The sequence below is a fragment of the Janthinobacterium sp. LPB2021202312-11-4 genome (assembly GCF_037049705.1).
Taxonomy (GTDB): Bacteria; Pseudomonadota; Gammaproteobacteria; order Pseudomonadales; family Pseudomonadaceae; genus Aquipseudomonas.
Genome location: NZ_JBAGKV010000012.1, coordinates 135854 through 152547, shown reverse-complemented (window position 1 = coordinate 152547; position 16694 = coordinate 135854). Strand labels below are relative to the sequence as shown.

Genomic DNA, 16694 nt, shown 5'->3' with positions numbered 1-16694 from the left:
ACCAGAAAGCAGAACCTTGCAGCGCCCTGCGAGTCCTCACATAAGTGCTATTATTCTGGCAGTTAAAGCCTAAAAGTGAAGGAATAATGGCACATGGCTAAGAAAACAGCGCCGCTCATGCCCTCCGCATCCAGACTGCTCGCGGAGTTTGGCGAACGCCTGAAACTCGCTCGACTGCGACGCAGGCTGACTGCAAAGCAAGTCGCCGAAAGGGCAGGCATGTCGCTGACAACGCTGCGCTCTCTGGAGTCAGGCGGCTCAGGCGTGACAATCGGTGCGTATATGTCTGTGATGCAGGTTTTGGGCTTGGAGAAAGACTTGAGCAAGCTCGCGGCAACGGATGAGTTGGGGCGCCAACTTCAGGACGCGCAATTAACCCCACAGGCGAATGCATCCGCAAAAAAACGCCAACGGGTACGCAACATGGCTTCAACGAAGGCGTCGTCACCGATTCAAGACCAGACGATGGAAACCGCGCAAAGCCCCATTTCCGATTCGGATATAGAGGTTGATTTCCCACTGAACACTCACTCTTTTTCCAAGCTGTTTACCAAATAAAATCCAAACCTGGGACGGATTGAAAAATGACACTGATCGCGGTGTATGCCGATTGGGAAACCCTGAATGGACCAAGGCGTCTGGGGTTCCTGCATGCCAGACAAGCCCGCTCTACCAACGTGTTCGAGTTCGAATACGACGATGCCGCTTTGGCCGATCCCCAGTTGAACTTCACCACGCTGGACCCCCGCATCAAGCGCTTCGAAGGTCGACAATTTCCAGGACAGCATCAGACTCGCTTCGGCGTTTTCGCTGACTCAAGCCCGGATCGCTGGGGACAATTGCTGATGAAACGCCGGTTGGAGCGAGACATCCGCGACGGCCTGGTTCCGAAGGGCACCAAGCTCTACGAGTCAGATTTCCTGTTAGGCGTGCATGACCTCTATCGAGTGGGTGCCATTCGCTACAAGCTCAATGACGAAGGCCATTTTCTGGACGATCGAAATGACCTGGCGGCGCCCCCTTTTACCGAGCTTCGCGCATTGGAGCAGGCAAGCCGAGCGCTGGAAAACGATCCAGACAACACCTCCCTTGATGGACGCGAATGGCTGCGAATGTTGATCGCACCCGGTGGCTCACTGGGCGGAGCGCGACCCAAGGCCAGCGTTGCCGACAAAAAAGGTCATCTGTGGATCGCCAAGTTCCCGAGCACGCGCGACGACTATGACGTCGGCTGTTGGGAATTCGTGGTGAATGCTCTGGCAAAACAATGCGGTCTGCGAGTGGCCAGGGGGATGGCGCAACGCTACGCGAGCGATCATCACTGCTTCATGGTCAAACGCTTCGACCGCACCGCAACGAATGGGCGACTGCATTTCGCCTCAGCCATGACCATGACTGATCGCGTCGACGGTGACGATGCATCGGTAGGCGCCAGTTACCTTGAGCTGGCAGAAGTACTCGTGGAGCACGGCTCAGAGCCCGACGAAGATCTCCGCGAGCTGTGGTCACGGATTGTGTTCAACATCCTGGTCTCCAATACCGACGACCACATGCGCAACCATGGATTTCTTCTAGATCCTGGTCGTGGATGGCGCCTTTCTGATGCCTACGACATGAACCCGGTCGCATACGCCGATGGATTGAAGCTCAACATTACCGATGCCGACAATGCGTTGGATCTTGAGCTTGCTCTCGAGGTGGCCGAAATCTTTCGTGTTAGTCGAGATGATGCGGAAGACATTATTGAGCGTTTTCAAAAAGTGGTGAGCCAGTGGCCAACAGTGGCCAGCGCGGCGGGGCTGTCGAAGCGTGAGCAGGACAATATGGCTCCTGCATTTCGCCTGTCTAACAGATGACTCCTGTAACGCTCTTCTTTCGCCCACAAAAAAGCCGCCCCAAAGGGCGGCTTTTCATTGCGTCAGACCAAACCTTACAACTTAGGCCCAGCAGCCTTGATCGCATCACTCACTTCAAACTTCTTGAAGTTCTCAACAAACAACCCGGCCAACGCTTTAGCCGCTTCGTCGTAAGCAGCCTTGTCAGCCCAGGTGTTACGTGGGTTCAACAGGCCAGTCTCAACGCCCGGAACAGCCAACGGCACGTCCAGGTTGATGGTGTCCAGGTGCTCGGTTTCAACGCCGATCAACGCGCCGCTCTGGATCGCTGCAATCACGCCACGGGTGGTCGGGATGTTGAAGCGTTTGCCGACGCCGTAGCCGCCGCCGGTCCAGCCGGTGTTGACCAGGTAAACCTTGGAGCCGAAGCCGCGGATGCGCTTGATCAGCAGCTCTGCGTATTCACCGGCCGGACGCGGGAAGAACGGTGCGCCGAAGCAGGTGGAGAAGGTCGACTTGATGCCGCTGCCGGAGCCCATTTCGGTCGAGCCCACCAGTGCGGTGTAGCCGGACAGGAAGTGGTAGGCCGCTTGTTCTTCGCTGAGGATCGAGACGGGCGGCAGCACGCCGGTCAGGTCGCAGGTCAGGAAGATCACAGCGTTTGGCTCGCCACCGAGGTTTTTCGGTGCGCGTTTTTCGATCAGCTCGCGCGGGTAAGCGGCGCGGCTGTTCTGGGTCAGGCTGTCGTCGGCGTAGTCGGCCTTTTTGTTGGCATCGAGTACGACGTTTTCCAGCACGGCGCCATGTTGGATGGCTTTCCAGATAACCGGCTCGTTCTTCTCGGAGAGGTCGATGCACTTGGCATAGCAACCACCTTCGATGTTGAACACAACGCCCACGCCCCAGCCGTGTTCGTCGTCGCCGATCAGGTAACGGCTTTCGTCGGCGGACAGGGTGGTTTTACCGGTGCCGGACAGGCCGAAGAACAACGTGACGTCGCCCTCTTCGCCCATGTTGGCAGCACAGTGCATCGGCAGAACGTCGACGGCTGGCAGCAGGAAGTTCTGGACCGAGAACAGGGCTTTTTTCATTTCGCCGGCGTAACGCATGCCAGCGATCAGGACTTTTTTGGCCGCGAAGTTGAGGATCACGGTGCCGTCGGAGTTGGTGCCGTCACGCTCTGGTACGCATTCGAACTCAGGGGCGTTGAGGATCTGCCACTCGTCCTTGCCGCCAGCGTTGTACTGGCCCGCTTCCGGGTTGATGAACAAGCAACGGCCGAACAGGTTGTGCCAGGCAGTTTGCGTGGTCATTTTGACCGGCAGGTAGTGCGCCGGGTCAGAACCTACGTGCACGTGGGAAACAAAACGCTCGCGCTCGCCCAGGTAGGCTTCAACGCGGTTCCACAGGGCGTCGAACTTGTCGGCCGGGAACTTGCGGTTGATCGGGCCCCAGGCAATGGCTGCCTGAGTGGTTGGCTCTTCCACGATGAAACGATCGACTGGCGAGCGGCCGGTGCGGTGACCGGTACGAACAACCAGTGCGCCGGTATCGGCAAGCTCGCCTTCACCACGATTCAGAGCTTCTTTTACCAGATCATCAACACTCAGATCGGTGTACACGGCGTTATTGGCTTGCGTCATGAGATTCCCCGTCGGCCAGTGGCCGAGTGTGCTCCAAACGTTTTGTAGTAGAAAGTCGTGCACTACTACCGCGACAAAAAGTGGGCCGGATTATGCCAGAAACGCCCAAAAATAGTAGGGCCCTCCCGTCGTAACGGCGTTATTGCGGCGTTAAGCAGTGAATTTACCTGCGCTGAACCGTTTTAGTGCCGGGTATCTGACGGAGTATCGACACCCGCGCCAGCGAACAATTGGGTGATATCGGCGGCATCAAACAGGTAGCGCTGGTTGCAGAACTGGCAATCGATCTCGATATTTCCGCCATGTTCGATGACCAACGACTGGGCATCTTCCAGCCCCAGGCTGACCAGCGCATTGGCCGAACGCTCGCGCGAGCAACTGCAACGGAAGCGCAGTTTCTGCACATCGAACAGGCGCACTTGCTCTTCGTGATAGAGGCGATGGAGCACGGTTTCGTTATCCAGGCTCAGCAATTCATCGGCGGTCAGGGTGCTGCCCAGCGCAGTGATGTGCTGCCAACTGGCGGCGCGTTCTTCTTCGTCTTTCAGGCGGTCGGCGGGCAGTTGCTGTAGCAGCAGACCACGGGCGCGACGGCCGTCGGCGTAGAGCCAGAAGCGCGTACCAACCTGTTGGGACATGACGAAGTAATTGGTGAAGCACTCGGACAGGGTTTCGCCGTCGAGGTCGACGATGCCTTGGTACCGCTGACCCTGGGTCGGGTCGACGGTCAGCGCCAGCACACCGTTGGGCATGAGGTCGGCGAGGGTCGCGTCGGGGGCGATCCGCTCGGCTTCGTAACGGGCCAGGCCACGGATTTCGCGTTCGCTGGAGCACTCGATCATCAGCAGCGGAATCGGGCCATCGGAACGTGCCTGCAAGATCAGCAAGCCGTCGAACTTCAAGGTGCCGACCAGCAACGAGGCAGCGGCCATCAGTTCGCCCAACAGTTGCGCGACCGGCTCTGGGTAGGGGTGTTTGGCCAGCACTTCGGCATAGCTCCGTTCCAACGCCACCAGCTCGCCGCGGGTGTCGCTGTCATCGAAGATGAAGCGCTGGGTGAAGTCGGAATCCGGTAGATCGGTCATAGGTCTGGGTATCTGAAGTGATGACAAAAAGGTTACAGAACGTAGAATTGCGCCTTTGCGGCACCGTTTTGGTGCGCAGCGTTCAGCCATTGGAGGCATTTTATGAACAATCCGGGTTTGTTCCAAGCAAGGTGGAACCTCCGCCGGCTGGCTTTGTGCAATTTTGTGCCTCTGGCACTGTTGGCATTCTGGTTATGGCCTACGGGTCAGATGTTGTGTGTGCTTTTCGACGAATGGCTATTTCGCCTGCTCAATGCCCCGTTGGCCAGTCACCCGATATGGCTCCACGTGTGGGCAATTGCAAGTCTGCGTCCATTTGATGCGGTGGTCGGCGTGATTTTGCTGACGTTACTTATCAAGGGCGATTGGGTGTTCGACGCCATTGATGTACGCCGGGCGTTTTTCGGATTCTTTGCGATTCTGTTGCTGCTGCTGTTTATCCGCATGCTGTTTTCCAAGGTCGCCGGTTATATGGACTGGCAGCACAGCAGCCCGTCGGTGGTGCTCAAGGGCGCCATCCGCATGAGTGACTACTTTCCTGGGCTTGAGAAGGCGTGGGAACTGAAGGACCGCTCGACCCAGAGCTTCCCGGGTGACCATGCGTCGGTGTTGTTGATCTGGGCGATGTTCATGACGGTGTTCAGCCGCAGCACCGGGCAGTCGCTGGCGATCTGGGGCCTGGCGCTGTTGTTCATGATGCCGCGGCTGGTGGCGGGCGCGCATTGGGGCCAGGACGATTACATCGGCGGCGTGCTGCTGGCAGTGTGGGCCTTGGGCTGGGGTTACTACACGCCGTTTGCGCATTACGTTTCGGAGTTTTTCCTGAAAGTGACGGCGCCGCTGTTTGCGCTGCTGGGGAAAGTGCCGGGGGTTTCGCGGATGAGTGTGGTGCGTAGGGTTTCGGTTCGATGATTTAGGTGAACCTGAAAAGATCGCAGCCTTCGGCAGCTCCTACGGGTGTACGCATTCCCCCGTAGGAGCTGCCGAAGGCTGCGATCTTTTCAAAGGCAACACCCGTTGGCCTGCCCTACTCGTCGTTACTGCTACCGCGAAACTTGAACAAATCCCGCCGCTGTTTCTTGCTCGGCTTGCCATCGGTGCTCACACCCAGCGAACCGGCCTTGCGCATGGCTGCGGCGGCTTCGCGCTTGGCGACGCTCGCCTCGGTCTCGGCATACAGCATCTGAGCCTCCGGCGCGCCACGGCGCACGATCGACAGCGCCTGGACCACGATGGTCTTTTCCTCAAACCCGACGCGGATCTGAAACTCATCACCGATCCGCGGTTCCTTGCCCGGCTTGCAGCGTTCGCCCCGGCAATGCACCTTGCCGCTCTCGATGGCCGACTTGGCCAAGGCACGTGTTTTGTAAAAGCGCGCGGCCCACAACCATTTATCGAGACGGACCTTGTCGTCCTCTTCCTGTTTTTGTGCCATCTGAATTCCTCTTTCCGCCAGTAGTCGGAACTGTACTACCGTTTCTGGCGGGCGCAAGAACCCGGCCCTCCAGATAGACTGTGATCTTGGCCGGTTCACCGGCATGGAGTGATCGAGTGACTAAATTTCCGTCTTCATTGACCTCGCCCCAGAACGCTTGCCAGGGCTGCCAGCAAAGCGAGCCGCTGGCCTTCGATTTTGCGTTTGCCTACCAACCGATCGTCGACTTGCGCGACCAATCGATTTTCGCCCACGAAGCGCTGGTGCGTGGCGTGGCCGGTGAAGGTGCACTGTCGGTGTTAGATCAGGTTACAGAAGACAATCGCTACCGTTTCGACCAGCTCTGCCGCACCCGCGCCATCGAAGGCGCGGCCAATCTTAATATGCAGACACACTTGTCGATCAACTTCATGCCCAACGCCGTCTATCGTCCAGAGCTATGTATTCGCAGCACGCTTGCGGCTGCAAAAAAACACAATTTCCCCATCGATCGGCTGATTTTCGAAACCCTGGAAAGCGAGCACGTAGATAACTATCGCCATTTGACCAATATTCTGCGTGAATACCGCGAATTCGGCTTCATGACCGCCATCGACGATTTCGGTGCCGGTTATTCGGGGCTCAATCTGCTGGCTGATTTCCAACCGGACCTGATCAAACTCGACATGGCGCTGATCCGCGATGTCGACCGCGACCGTGTACGTCAGGCTATCGTTCGGGGGATTGTCACAATCTGTGCGGAGTTGAACGTTACAGTCATCGCCGAAGGCATTGAGAGCGCCGGTGAATGGGATTTCCTGGCGGACTGTGGAATTTTTCTGATGCAGGGTTACTGGTTCGCCAAACCTGCATTCAAAGCGTTGGCCCAGGTCACACCTGAGGCCTGGACGCGTTAATCGCTGGTTTTTTCCTATTGAAGACATTTGACCATTTGACCGTTGTCGGTCTGCGCGAGTGGGTGGCGCTCCCGGATTTGGGAGTCGCGGGCCTTCGGGCAAAAATCGACACCGGCGCCAGCACCTCCAGCCTGCATGCCACGGACATCGAGCCGTTCGAGCGCGATGGGCAGAAGTGGGTGCGCTTCACCGCGCACCTGGGCACGGTGGTGCAATTGCGCCACCGGCGCTGCGAGGCGCCGCTGGTGACGATGAAAACCATCAAAAGCTCCAACGGTCACGCGCAGGTGCGCTACGTGATCAGCACCACCCTGGCCCTCGGTGATCGGGTCTGGCGGGTCGAGTTCACCCTCGCCTGCCGCAAATCCATGCGTTATCGCCTGCTACTCGGTTCCAAAGCCCTGATCGACGGCCAGTTGGTGGTCAATCCGGGGATTAAATACGTTCAAGACAAGCCGGTGTTCCCGGTATCTACCTCCTCCACAGGTGTTGCATGAAGATCGCTGTGCTGTCGCGAAACCCGCGTCTGTATTCCACTCGTCGTCTGGTCGAAGCCGGTACCGAGCGTGGCCACGAAATGGTGGTGATCGACACCTTGCGCGCCTACATGAACATTGCCAGCCACAAGCCGCAGATCCACTACCGCGGCAAGCCGCTGGAAGGTTTCGATGCGGTGATCCCCCGGATCGGTGCGTCGGTGACGTTTTATGGCTGCGCGGTGTTGCGCCAGTTTGAAATGATGGGCGTGTTCCCGCTCAACGAGTCGGTGGCCATCGCCCGTTCGCGGGACAAACTGCGTTCGCTGCAATTGCTGTCGCGCCGGGGGATCGGTTTGCCGGTCACCGGGTTTGCCCACTCACCGGACGATATTCCCGACCTGATCGACATGGTCAACGGCGCACCACTGGTGATCAAGGTTCTGGAAGGCACCCAAGGCATCGGCGTGGTGCTGTGCGAAACCGCGACGGCAGCGGAGTCGGTGATTGAAGCGTTCATGGGCCTCAAGCAAAACATCATGGTGCAGGAATACATCAAGGAAGCCGGCGGTGCGGACATTCGTTGCTTCGTGGTCGGCGACAAAGTGATTGCAGCGATGAAGCGTCAGGCCAAGCCTGGGGAGTTCCGCTCCAACCTGCATCGCGGCGGCAGTGCGAGCCTGATCAAGATTACGCCGGAAGAACGCATGACCGCGTTGCGGGCGGCGAAGGTGATGGGGCTGGCGGTCGCGGGCGTGGATATCCTGCGTTCCAATCACGGGCCGCTGGTGATGGAAGTGAACTCGTCGCCGGGGCTGGAAGGGATTGAAACCACCACCGGGAAGAACGTGGCGGGGATCATCATTGAGCATCTTGAGAAGAATGGTGGGCCGAATATGACGCGCACCAAAGGTAAGGGTTAAAGCGGGAAGATCAAAAGATCGCAGCCTGCGGCAGCTCCTACATGGGAATGCGTACCCTGTAGGAGCTGCCGAAGGCTGCGATCTTTTTTTCAGCCGTTACACCGCATCCCGCGGCAGCATCAACCCAAGCGGCAACCGCACCCGCGCCTCCAGCCCGCCACCCGAGCGGTTGCGCAACTCAACATTCCCGCCATGCATCGAAGCAATCCGCTTCACGATCGCCAGGCCCAACCCGGTGCCCTTCCCGCCCCGCGCCCGATCCCCACGGGTGAACGGGTTGAAGATCGCTTCCAGCTCCGACGGATCAATCCCCGCCCCACGGTCCATCACGCTCAGCACCACATACGGCGCGCTGGTGTCGCCAGACACATACGCCGCGACCTCAACGCCATTACCGGCATGATGTAAGGCGTTGCCGATCAGGTTGTTCAGCAAACGTTTCATCGACACCCGACGCAACGGGAACGGCTGGATCGGCTCCAGACGCAAACGTACTTTCTCTTCGTTCTGGTTGTACGGCGCCGCGACTTCGCGCACCAGGTCGCTCAGGTCCACCTCTTCCACCGACTCGTCGCGACCGTCGCGAATGAACGCCAGGAACTGGTCGAGAATCGCGTCCATGTCTTCGATGTCGCGCACCATGTCGTCGCTCAGGTCGCTGTGGTCACCCATCAACTCCAGGGACAAGCGCAACCGGGTCAGCGGTGTGCGCAGGTCGTGGGACACCCCGGCCAGCATCAACTCACGTTCGCGACCGGCCTGTTCGACGTCTTCAGCCATCTGGTTGAAGGCGCGGTAAACCTCGGCCATTTCACTCGGCGTGTCGCTGATCGGCAGGCGCACGCTGCGGCCCTGGCCGAGTTGCCTCGCGGCATAGACCAAACGCTTCAATGGTTGATTGAGCTGGCTGACGAAGATCCACGCCGAGGCGGTGGACAGCAAGCCGATGGCGAGGAACCAGCCGAGCACGTTCCAGATTTTCTGGCCACGCAGAGGATGCGGGTACAGCGGCACTTTCAGCCAGCCATCGCCCAGGCTGGGCGCCCGAACCCACAGCGCTGGCGGGGAATGCATGCGTAACCGGACTTCGGTGTCGGCCCCCAGCTCCGCCTGCATTTGCCGCTGATAGATTTCGCTGTACGGCCAGTGTTGCTCACCTTCCGGCACACCGGCGCCCACCACCCGGATCAGGGTCGCGGCGTCAGCGATTTTGGCGCGATTTTCTTCATCGGCGGCCCAATAGGCGCGCAGCGTCAGGGCGACGCCGTGGCTGTATTGGCGGTCCACCAGCACGTCTTCGTTCATCAACAGATAAACCAGGGTCAGCGCTTTGGAGAACAGGACGACGATCAGCACCAGCCACAGGGTGCGGGAGAAGAAACTCTGGGGGAACCAAACGGGGGTTTTCATGGATAACCGCTACACACTTGCAGGAGCGAGCGATGCTCGCATATTGCGGATCGCGAGTCTGCGGATAACCTCATCCGCATGACCCGCTCCTACAAATCGCCGATCACTTGGTGGCGGCGCCATCCGGAACGAACACGTAGCCCACGCCCCAGACCGTCTGGATGTAACGCGGTTTGGATGGATCGGGTTCGATCATCCGGCGCAGACGGGAAATCTGCACGTCGATGGAACGCTCCAGGGCATCCCACTCGCGGCCACGGGCCAGGTTCATCAGTTTGTCGCGGGTCAGCGGCTGACGGGCGTTCATGACCAGGGCCTTGAGCACCGCGAACTCACCGGTGGTGAGCATGTGCACTTCATCGCCGCGTTTGAGTTCGCGGGTGGCCAGGGACAGTTCGTAGTCACCGAAGGTCACGCTTTCGTCTTCGCTGCCCGGTGCGCCCGGCACGGGTGCAGCCTGACGGCGCAGAACCGCTTTGACCCGAGCCATCAGCTCGTCCGGGTTGAACGGCTTGGCCAGGTAATCGTCGGCGCCCAGTTCCAGGCCCTTGATACGGCTCAGCTCGTCGCCCTTGGCGGTGAGCATGATGATCGGGATCTGATTGTTCGCACCGCGCAGACGGCGGCAGGCGGTGAGGCCGTCTTCGCCGGGCAGCATCAGGTCGAGGACAACCAGGTTGAACACTTCGCGGGCCAGCAAGCGGTCCATTTGTTCAGTGTTCGGGACGGCACGGGCACGGTAGCCCTTGCTGACGAAAAAGCGTTCCAGCAGGCTGCTCAGCCCTGGATCGTCATCAACAATTAGAATTTTTTCGCCTTCAGCATTGTTTGCAGTGCTGCTCATTAGATGCTCCTTTTAGCTCGGCGCGCATTATGGCGTAGCTGCCGTTATACGCACCGTGTGCATTGTTAGCAGATTTTTCCTTCACCGCCAGAAAACCGGCCTTTTTGCCTACAGAGTGCAATGCCCCCGAATGACAGAACGCTGGTTATAATGCGCGGCGTTTTGTGTCAGGCAACGTCTGATCGTGACTGGAATACGCCGCTTTTTATTTTTATGGCGTGCGCAGTCATTGTTCGATTTCACGGGTCAACGGGATGCCTGTTGACCCAGGTAGCGGCGCAGGCCAGGCCGCTCAACCAGTCTCGCCGAGCCTTTATCCCTGCGCCTGCGAGCCTGCTTTCACAATTTGTCAGGTGGTTTTATGGACAGCATCAACAGCCGCATCGCCGAGGAACTCGGTGTACGCCCACAACAGGTCGAAGCGGCCGTCGCGCTACTCGATGAGGGCTCTACCGTTCCCTTCATCGCCCGCTACCGGAAAGAAGTGACCGGCAGCCTCGATGACATCCAGTTGCGGCATCTGGAAGAGCGCCTGCGCTACCTGCGAGAACTCGACGAACGGCGCATCAGCATCCTGGCCAGCATCCAGGAACAGGGCAAGTTGACCCCGCAACTCGAACGCGACATCAAACTCGCCGACACCAAGACCCGCCTCGAAGACTTGTACCTGCCGTACAAGCAGAAGCGCCGCACCAAGGGCCAGATTGCCCTGGAAGCCGGCCTCGGCGATTTGGCCGACGGCCTGTTCAACGACCCGACCCTGACCCCAGACACCGAAGCCGCGCGCTTCATCGACGCCGAAAAAGGCGTGGCCGATGTGAAGGCCGCCCTCGAAGGCGCCAAATACATCCTGATGGAACGCTTCGCCGAAGACGCCGGCCTGCTCGACAAGCTGCGCAGCTACTTGAAGCAGGAAGCCACCCTCAGTGCCCGCGTGATCGCCGGCAAGGAAGAAGAAGGCGCCAAGTTCCGCGACTATTTCGAACACGACGAACCCCTCAAAAGCATGCCGTCGCACCGCGCGCTGGCGATTTTCCGTGGCCGCAACGAAGGCATTCTGAGTTCCTCGCTGAAAGTCGGCGAAGAGCTGCCGGGCGCGATGCACCCGTGCGAAGGCATGATCGGCCAGCAGTTCGGCATCCAGAACCAGAACCGCGCCGCCGACAAATGGCTGGGCGAAGTGGTGCGCTGGACCTGGAAAGTGAAGCTCTACACGCATTTGGAAACCGACCTGCTGGGCGAACTGCGCGATGGCGCGGAAACCGAAGCGATCAACGTGTTCGCCCACAACCTGCACGACTTGCTGCTGTCGGCCCCGGCCGGTCCGCGCGCCACCCTGGGCCTCGACCCGGGCCTGCGCACCGGTTGCAAAGTGGCCGTGGTCGATTCCACCGGCAAGCTGCTGGATCACGCCACGGTTTACCCGCACGTGCCGCACAACAAGTGGGATCAGACCATCGCGATCCTCGCCGCCCTGTGCGCCAAGCACGCGGTGGACCTGATCGCCATCGGCAACGGCACCGCCAGCCGCGAAACCGACAAACTGGCCGCTGAGCTGATCAAAAAATACCCGGCGATGAAAATGACCAAAGTCATGGTCTCCGAGGCCGGTGCATCGGTTTACTCGGCGTCGGAACTGGCGTCCAAGGAATTCCCGGACCTCGACGTGTCGATCCGTGGCGCCGTATCCATCGCGCGTCGCTTGCAAGACCCGTTGGCCGAACTGGTGAAGATCGATCCGAAATCCATCGGTGTCGGCCAGTACCAGCACGACGTGTCGCAGTTGAAACTGGCCCGTGGCCTGGATGCTGTGGTCGAGGACTGCGTAAACGCCGTGGGCGTGGACGTGAACACCGCTTCCGTGGCGCTGCTGGCGCGAATCTCGGGCCTGAACGCGACCCTGGCGCAGAACATCGTCAGCCACCGCGACGAACACGGCGCATTCAAAACCCGCGCCGCGCTGAAGAAAGTCGCGCGCCTGGGCGAAAAAACCTTCGAACAAGCCGCCGGTTTCCTGCGCGTCATGAACGGTGACAATCCACTGGATTCGTCTGCCGTTCACCCGGAAGCCTATCCGCTGGTGCAGCGCATTGCCGCTGAGACCGACCGTGATATCCGTTCGCTGATCGGTGACGCGAGCTTCCTCAAGCGTCTCGATCCGAAGAAGTACACCGACGAGACTTTCGGTCTGCCAACGGTCACCGACATCCTGCAAGAACTGGAAAAACCCGGTCGCGACCCGCGTCCCGAGTTCAAGACTGCCGAGTTCCAGGAAGGCGTCGAAGACCTCAAGGACCTGGAGCTGGGGATGATCCTCGAAGGCGTGGTAACCAACGTGACCAACTTCGGCGCGTTCGTTGATATCGGCGTGCATCAGGACGGTTTGGTGCACATCTCCGCGCTTTCGGAGAAGTTCATCAAAGACCCACGGGAAGCGGTGAAGGCCGGTGACGTGGTGAAAGTGAAGGTCATGGAAATCGATATCCCGCGTAAACGCGTGGGCCTGTCGATGCGCATGAGCGACACGCCGGGCGAGAAAATCGACGGCGCCCGTGGCGCACGTCCGGGTTCGGCGCCGCGCCAGTCCCAGAACACCGCACCGCGCAAGGAAACCACAGCGGCGGCCCCGGCCAACAACGCCATGGCTTCGCTGTTCGCCAACGCCAAAACGTTGAAGAAACGCTGATGGAAATCCCTGCCGGGCTGACCGAAAGCGCGTTTTTCAAGCTGCTGGGGTGTCGCTTGCACAGCCTGGAAACCGGGGTGGCGCAAGTCGCCCTGGGGCTTGAGCCAGAGCTGCGCAATCGCGGCGGCAAGCTGCACGGCGGGGCCTTGTTCAGCCTGGTGGACATTGCCATGGGGCTGGCCTGTTCCAGCACCCACGGCTTTGACCAGCAGAGCGCGACCATCGAATGCAAGATCAACTACATTCGCGCCGTTTCCGAGGGCGAAGTGCTGTGCACGGCACGGGTGATTCATCCGGGCCGCCGCACGCTGGTGGTCGAAGCTGACGTGATGCAAGGCGACAAACTGGTCGCAAAAGCACAAGGCACGTTCGCTGTCCTGTAGCTAGACGTCATCGATTTGAGTTAATTTCAGCGCTGTGACCGCAGCGCCGAAATTCCCTGTGGGAGCGGGCTTGCTCGCGAAAGCGGTGTATCAGGCAATTTTTTTGTTGACTGACACTCCGTCTTCGCGAGCAAGCCCGCTCCCACATTGATTGCAGCTCGTTCCAAAACCAGGCGAAAACGCCAGTTTTAACTTCACCCTTGTAGACCGTCTTGCCCACCCCCATATTGGGGCGACTGACGCGTGAAGGAATCCAACTTGAGCGAACTTCTCAACCGCCGCCTGGCTCTGCTCGGCGAGCGCGCTAACCTCTCTCTGCTCGAACAGTGCCTTCACGGCATCGAACGTGAATGCCTGCGCGTGACCGATGAAGGTCGCCTGGCGCAAACGCCGCACCCGGAAGCATTGGGTTCCGCGCTGACCAACGAACAAATCACCACCGATTATTCCGAATCGCTGCTGGAGTTCATCACGCCTGCCCTGCCCGACCCGGCAGACACCCTGGCGAGCCTGGACAGCATTCACCGTTTTGCCTACAGCAAACTCGGCAACGAGTTCCTGTGGAGCCCCTCGATGCCGTGCCCGCTGCCGGCCGAGGAAGACATCCCGATTGCGTACTACGGCACCTCCAACATCGGTCAGCTCAAGTACGTCTACCGCAAGGGCCTGGCCCTGCGCTACGGCAAGACCATGCAATGCATCGCCGGGATTCACTACAACTTTTCCCTGCCGGAAAAGCTCTGGCCACTGCTCAAAGAGGCTGAAGGCTTTGTCGGTACCGACCGCGACTATCAGTCCACGGCCTACATCGCGCTGATCCGTAACTTCCGTCGCTATAGCTGGCTGCTGATGTACCTGTTCGGTGCCTCGCCAGCCCTGGACGCCGGTTTCCTGCGCGGTCGTTCGCACCAGTTGGAACAACTGGACCCGGACACCTTGTACCTGCCCTACGCCACCAGCCTGCGCATGAGCGATCTCGGTTACCAGAGCAACGCCCAGGCCGGCCTGACGCCGTGCTACAACGATTTGGCCAGCTACACCGACAGCCTGCGCAAAGCGGTCGCCACGCCTTACGCGCCGTACGTTGAAGTCGGCACGCACAAGGACGGAGAGTGGGTTCAGCTCAACACCAACATCCTGCAGATCGAAAACGAGTACTACTCCAACATCCGCCCGAAACGCGTGACCTACACCGGCGAACGGCCGATCCAGGCGCTGGTGGCTCGCGGCATTCAGTACGTCGAAGTGCGTTGCCTGGACATCAATCCGTTCCTGCCGATGGGCATCGACCTGACCGAATCGCGGTTCCTCGACGCGTTCCTGCTGTACTGCGCGTTGAACGATAGCCCGCTGCTGGCCGCCAACACTTGTAACAACGCCACCTCGAACTTCCTCAGCGTGGTCAAGGAAGGTCGGCGCCCGGGCCTGCAATTGCAACGCGACGGGCAACCGGTGGAGATGAAGGAATGGGCCGCCGAACTGCTGGAGAAGATTGCCCCACTGGCGGCGTTGCTCGATCAGAGCCATGGCGGCGATGCCCATAGCAAGGCGCTGGATGTGCAAATGGAGAAGGTCAAGGATTCGTCCCGGACCCCATCGGCCCAGGTGCTGGCGGCGATGGCTGAGCACAAGGAAAGCTTTGCCCAGTTCTCCCTGCGTCAGAGCCGGGTGCATGCGGAGTATTTCCGCAGCGAGCCGTTGAGTGCTGAAGATCAGGCGAAGTTTGAAGCACGCGCGCGTTCGTCCCTGGCTGAACAGGCTGAGCTGGAGCAGAACGAAGTCGGCGATTTCGATGTGTTTGTCGGGTCGTATCAGGCGAGCATTCTGGCGATCAGTAATTAATCAGCGCCTGTAAAAAGATCGCAGCCTTCGGCAGCTCCTACGGGGCGGTGTCGAGGTTGCGATTTTTTTTTTGCCCGCATCACGCAATTTTGTGTCTTCACGCTACCGTTGGAGGAGCTGCCGCAGGCTGCGATCTTTTGATCCTTTAGAATTTTCCGCTCATAAGCTCATTCGAAAAAGTTATTTATTTTCGGATTCTTAGATCATTTAGTCTCCTTTCACGCCGACACTCGGTCGCCTGACAAGGAGCTTCCCCATGAAACTGCACTTTCCCCTTCGCCTCCTGGCGGCCGCGTCTCTGGCTGCGGCGAGCTTCTTTGCCCAGGCAGCCGACCTCACCGTCGCCTACCAGACCACCGTGGACCCGGCCAAAGTCGCCCAGGCCGACGGCGCGTACGAAACAGCCACCCACGCCAAGATCGACTGGCGCAAATTCGACAACGGTGCCGACATCATCGCCGCCATTGCCTCTGGCGACGTGCAGATCGGTTACCTCGGTTCCAGTCCTTTGACCGCCGCCATCACCCGTAAGGTCCCGGTTGAAACTTTCCTCATCGCCACCCAGATCGGCGCCGCTGAAGCGCTGGTCGCTCGCGACGGTTCCGGGATCAAGACCCCGCAAGACCTGATCGGCAAAAAAATCGCCGTGCCGTTCGTGTCCACCGGCCACTACAGCCTGCTCGCCGCGCTGAAGCACTGGAACATCGATCCGTCGAAAGTCACCATCCTCAACCTCGCGCCACCGGCCATCGTCGCTGCGTGGAAACGCGGTGACATCGACGCCACGTACGTCTGGGACCCAGCGTTGGGCGTGGCTAAGGAAAACGGCAAAGTGCTGATCACCTCTGGTGAACTGGCCAAGTTCGGCGCGCCGACCTTCGATGCCTGGATCGTGCGCAAAGACTTCGCCGAGAAGCACCCGGAAATCGTCACCGCGTTCGCCAAAGTGACCCTGGATGCCTACGCCGACTACCGCAAAGACCCGAAAGCCTGGCTCGCCAACCAATCCAACGTCGACAAACTGGTGAAGCTCTCCGGCGCCAAGGCCTCTGACATTCCATTGCTGCTGCAAGGCAACGTCTACCCGCTGGCGGCCGATCAAGTGATCACCCTCGGCGCGCCGACCACCAAAGCCATCACCGACACCGCCGCGTTCCTCAAAGAACAAGGCAAGGTCGAGGCCGTGCTGCCGGATTACGCCCCGTACGTCAGCGCCAAATACATCACCAACTGATC

15 protein-coding genes are annotated in these 16694 nt (G+C 59.5%); 10 read left to right on the top strand and 5 right to left on the bottom strand.

Translation table 11 applies throughout. The features are described from left to right. Positions 1 to 93 precede the first annotated feature (93 nt). Positions 94 to 558 carry a helix-turn-helix domain-containing protein gene (locus V5E99_RS15185; RefSeq protein WP_499803162.1) on the top strand — a complete coding sequence of 155 codons (465 nt, stop codon included), beginning with the start codon at positions 94 to 96 and terminating at the stop codon, positions 556 to 558. 26 nt (positions 559 to 584) lie between these two features. Further along, positions 585 to 1856: a type II toxin-antitoxin system HipA family toxin gene (locus tag V5E99_RS15180; protein ID WP_499803161.1), complete on the top strand. Its 1272-nt coding sequence runs from the start codon at positions 585 to 587 to the stop codon at positions 1854 to 1856. 74 nt (positions 1857 to 1930) lie between these two features. Here the strand turns inward: V5E99_RS15180 and V5E99_RS15175 are convergent, their stop codons facing one another. Both V5E99_RS15175 and hslO read right to left on the bottom strand, forming a co-directional pair. After that, on the bottom strand, positions 1931 to 3478 hold the full coding sequence (locus V5E99_RS15175; protein ID WP_499803160.1) for a phosphoenolpyruvate carboxykinase: 1548 nt from the start codon (positions 3476 to 3478) through the stop codon (positions 1931 to 1933). A 182-nt stretch (positions 3479 to 3660) separates the two neighbouring features. Continuing rightward, positions 3661 to 4563, bottom strand: coding sequence for an Hsp33 family molecular chaperone HslO (hslO, locus tag V5E99_RS15170; protein WP_499803159.1), 903 nt, complete (start codon positions 4561 to 4563; stop codon positions 3661 to 3663). A gap of 219 nt (positions 4564 to 4782) precedes the next feature. On the opposite strand from hslO, the gene V5E99_RS15165 reads away from it, so the two are divergent. Then, a complete protein-coding gene (locus tag V5E99_RS15165; protein WP_499803158.1) occupies positions 4783 to 5475 on the top strand; it encodes a phosphatase PAP2 family protein in 693 nt (230 codons plus the stop codon). Positions 5476 to 5590: 115 nt separating this feature from the next. Here V5E99_RS15165 and V5E99_RS15160 read toward each other — a convergent pair whose 3' ends face one another. Further along, positions 5591 to 5998 carry an RNA-binding S4 domain-containing protein gene (locus tag V5E99_RS15160; protein WP_499803157.1) on the bottom strand — a complete coding sequence of 136 codons (408 nt, stop codon included), beginning with the start codon at positions 5996 to 5998 and terminating at the stop codon, positions 5591 to 5593. A gap of 116 nt (positions 5999 to 6114) precedes the next feature. Between V5E99_RS15160 and rimA the strand changes: the two genes are divergently transcribed. The 3 genes from rimA to rimK are packed head-to-tail and all read left to right on the top strand — an operon-like array spanning position 6115 to position 8293. Then, positions 6115 to 6894 (top strand): S6 modification regulatory phosphodiesterase RimA, encoded by a 780-nt coding sequence (rimA, locus tag V5E99_RS15155; protein ID WP_499803156.1) that lies wholly within the window; start codon positions 6115 to 6117, stop codon positions 6892 to 6894. A gap of 17 nt (positions 6895 to 6911) precedes the next feature. Continuing rightward, positions 6912 to 7391, top strand: coding sequence for a retropepsin-like aspartic endopeptidase RimB (rimB, locus tag V5E99_RS15150; RefSeq protein WP_499803155.1), 480 nt, complete (start codon positions 6912 to 6914; stop codon positions 7389 to 7391). Then, positions 7388 to 8293: a 30S ribosomal protein S6--L-glutamate ligase gene (gene rimK / locus V5E99_RS15145; protein ID WP_007949201.1), complete on the top strand. Its 906-nt coding sequence runs from the start codon at positions 7388 to 7390 to the stop codon at positions 8291 to 8293. Before rimB ends, rimK begins: the two co-directional genes overlap by 4 nt. 96 nt (positions 8294 to 8389) lie before the next feature. Here the strand turns inward: rimK and V5E99_RS15140 are convergent, their stop codons facing one another. Both V5E99_RS15140 and ompR read right to left on the bottom strand, forming a co-directional pair. Next, positions 8390 to 9703, bottom strand: coding sequence for an ATP-binding protein (locus V5E99_RS15140; protein ID WP_201199707.1), 1314 nt, complete (start codon positions 9701 to 9703; stop codon positions 8390 to 8392). Positions 9704 to 9806: 103 nt separating this feature from the next. Further along, positions 9807 to 10547, bottom strand: coding sequence for an osmolarity response regulator transcription factor OmpR (ompR, locus tag V5E99_RS15135; RefSeq protein WP_054047784.1), 741 nt, complete (start codon positions 10545 to 10547; stop codon positions 9807 to 9809). 361 nt (positions 10548 to 10908) lie between these two features. On the opposite strand from ompR, the gene V5E99_RS15130 reads away from it, so the two are divergent. The 4 genes from V5E99_RS15130 to tauA all read left to right on the top strand — a co-directional run bounded on the left by V5E99_RS15130 (position 10909) and on the right by tauA (position 16692). After that, entirely contained in the window at positions 10909 to 13233 is a 2325-nt protein-coding gene (locus V5E99_RS15130; RefSeq protein ID WP_499803154.1) for a Tex family protein, read from the top strand. After that, the gene (locus V5E99_RS15125; RefSeq protein ID WP_499803153.1) at positions 13233 to 13616 is read left to right on the top strand and encodes a PaaI family thioesterase; all 384 of its coding nucleotides are present in this window, start codon (positions 13233 to 13235) and stop codon (positions 13614 to 13616) included. The genes V5E99_RS15130 and V5E99_RS15125 overlap by 1 nt, the downstream gene beginning before the upstream one ends. A gap of 258 nt (positions 13617 to 13874) precedes the next feature. Continuing rightward, a complete protein-coding gene (gene gshA / locus V5E99_RS15120) occupies positions 13875 to 15458 on the top strand; it encodes a glutamate--cysteine ligase (RefSeq protein WP_499803152.1) in 1584 nt (527 codons plus the stop codon). Between the two features lie 256 nt (positions 15459 to 15714). Further along, positions 15715 to 16692 (top strand): taurine ABC transporter substrate-binding protein, encoded by a 978-nt coding sequence (gene tauA, locus V5E99_RS15115; RefSeq protein WP_499803151.1) that lies wholly within the window; start codon positions 15715 to 15717, stop codon positions 16690 to 16692. Positions 16693 to 16694 lie beyond the last annotated feature (2 nt).

Excerpts from the sequence above, each read along its gene's own strand:
- V5E99_RS15125 (WP_499803153.1), top strand. The coding sequence starts at position 13,233 with ATGGAAATCCCTGCCGGGCTGACCGAAAGCGCGTTTTTCAAGCTGCTG.
- V5E99_RS15180 (WP_499803161.1), top strand. The coding sequence starts at position 585 with ATGACACTGATCGCGGTGTATGCCGATTGGGAAACCCTGAATGGACCA.
- V5E99_RS15130 (WP_499803154.1), top strand. The coding sequence starts at position 10,909 with ATGGACAGCATCAACAGCCGCATCGCCGAGGAACTCGGTGTACGCCCA.
- rimK (WP_007949201.1), top strand. The coding sequence starts at position 7,388 with ATGAAGATCGCTGTGCTGTCGCGAAACCCGCGTCTGTATTCCACTCGT.
- hslO (WP_499803159.1), bottom strand. The coding sequence starts at position 4,563 with ATGACCGATCTACCGGATTCCGACTTCACCCAGCGCTTCATCTTCGAT.
- V5E99_RS15140 (WP_201199707.1), bottom strand. The coding sequence starts at position 9,703 with ATGAAAACCCCCGTTTGGTTCCCCCAGAGTTTCTTCTCCCGCACCCTG.
- V5E99_RS15160 (WP_499803157.1), bottom strand. The coding sequence starts at position 5,998 with ATGGCACAAAAACAGGAAGAGGACGACAAGGTCCGTCTCGATAAATGG.
- ompR (WP_054047784.1), bottom strand. The coding sequence starts at position 10,547 with ATGAGCAGCACTGCAAACAATGCTGAAGGCGAAAAAATTCTAATTGTT.
- tauA (WP_499803151.1), top strand. The coding sequence starts at position 15,715 with ATGAAACTGCACTTTCCCCTTCGCCTCCTGGCGGCCGCGTCTCTGGCT.
- V5E99_RS15185 (WP_499803162.1), top strand. The coding sequence starts at position 94 with ATGGCTAAGAAAACAGCGCCGCTCATGCCCTCCGCATCCAGACTGCTC.
- V5E99_RS15175 (WP_499803160.1), bottom strand. The coding sequence starts at position 3,478 with ATGACGCAAGCCAATAACGCCGTGTACACCGATCTGAGTGTTGATGAT.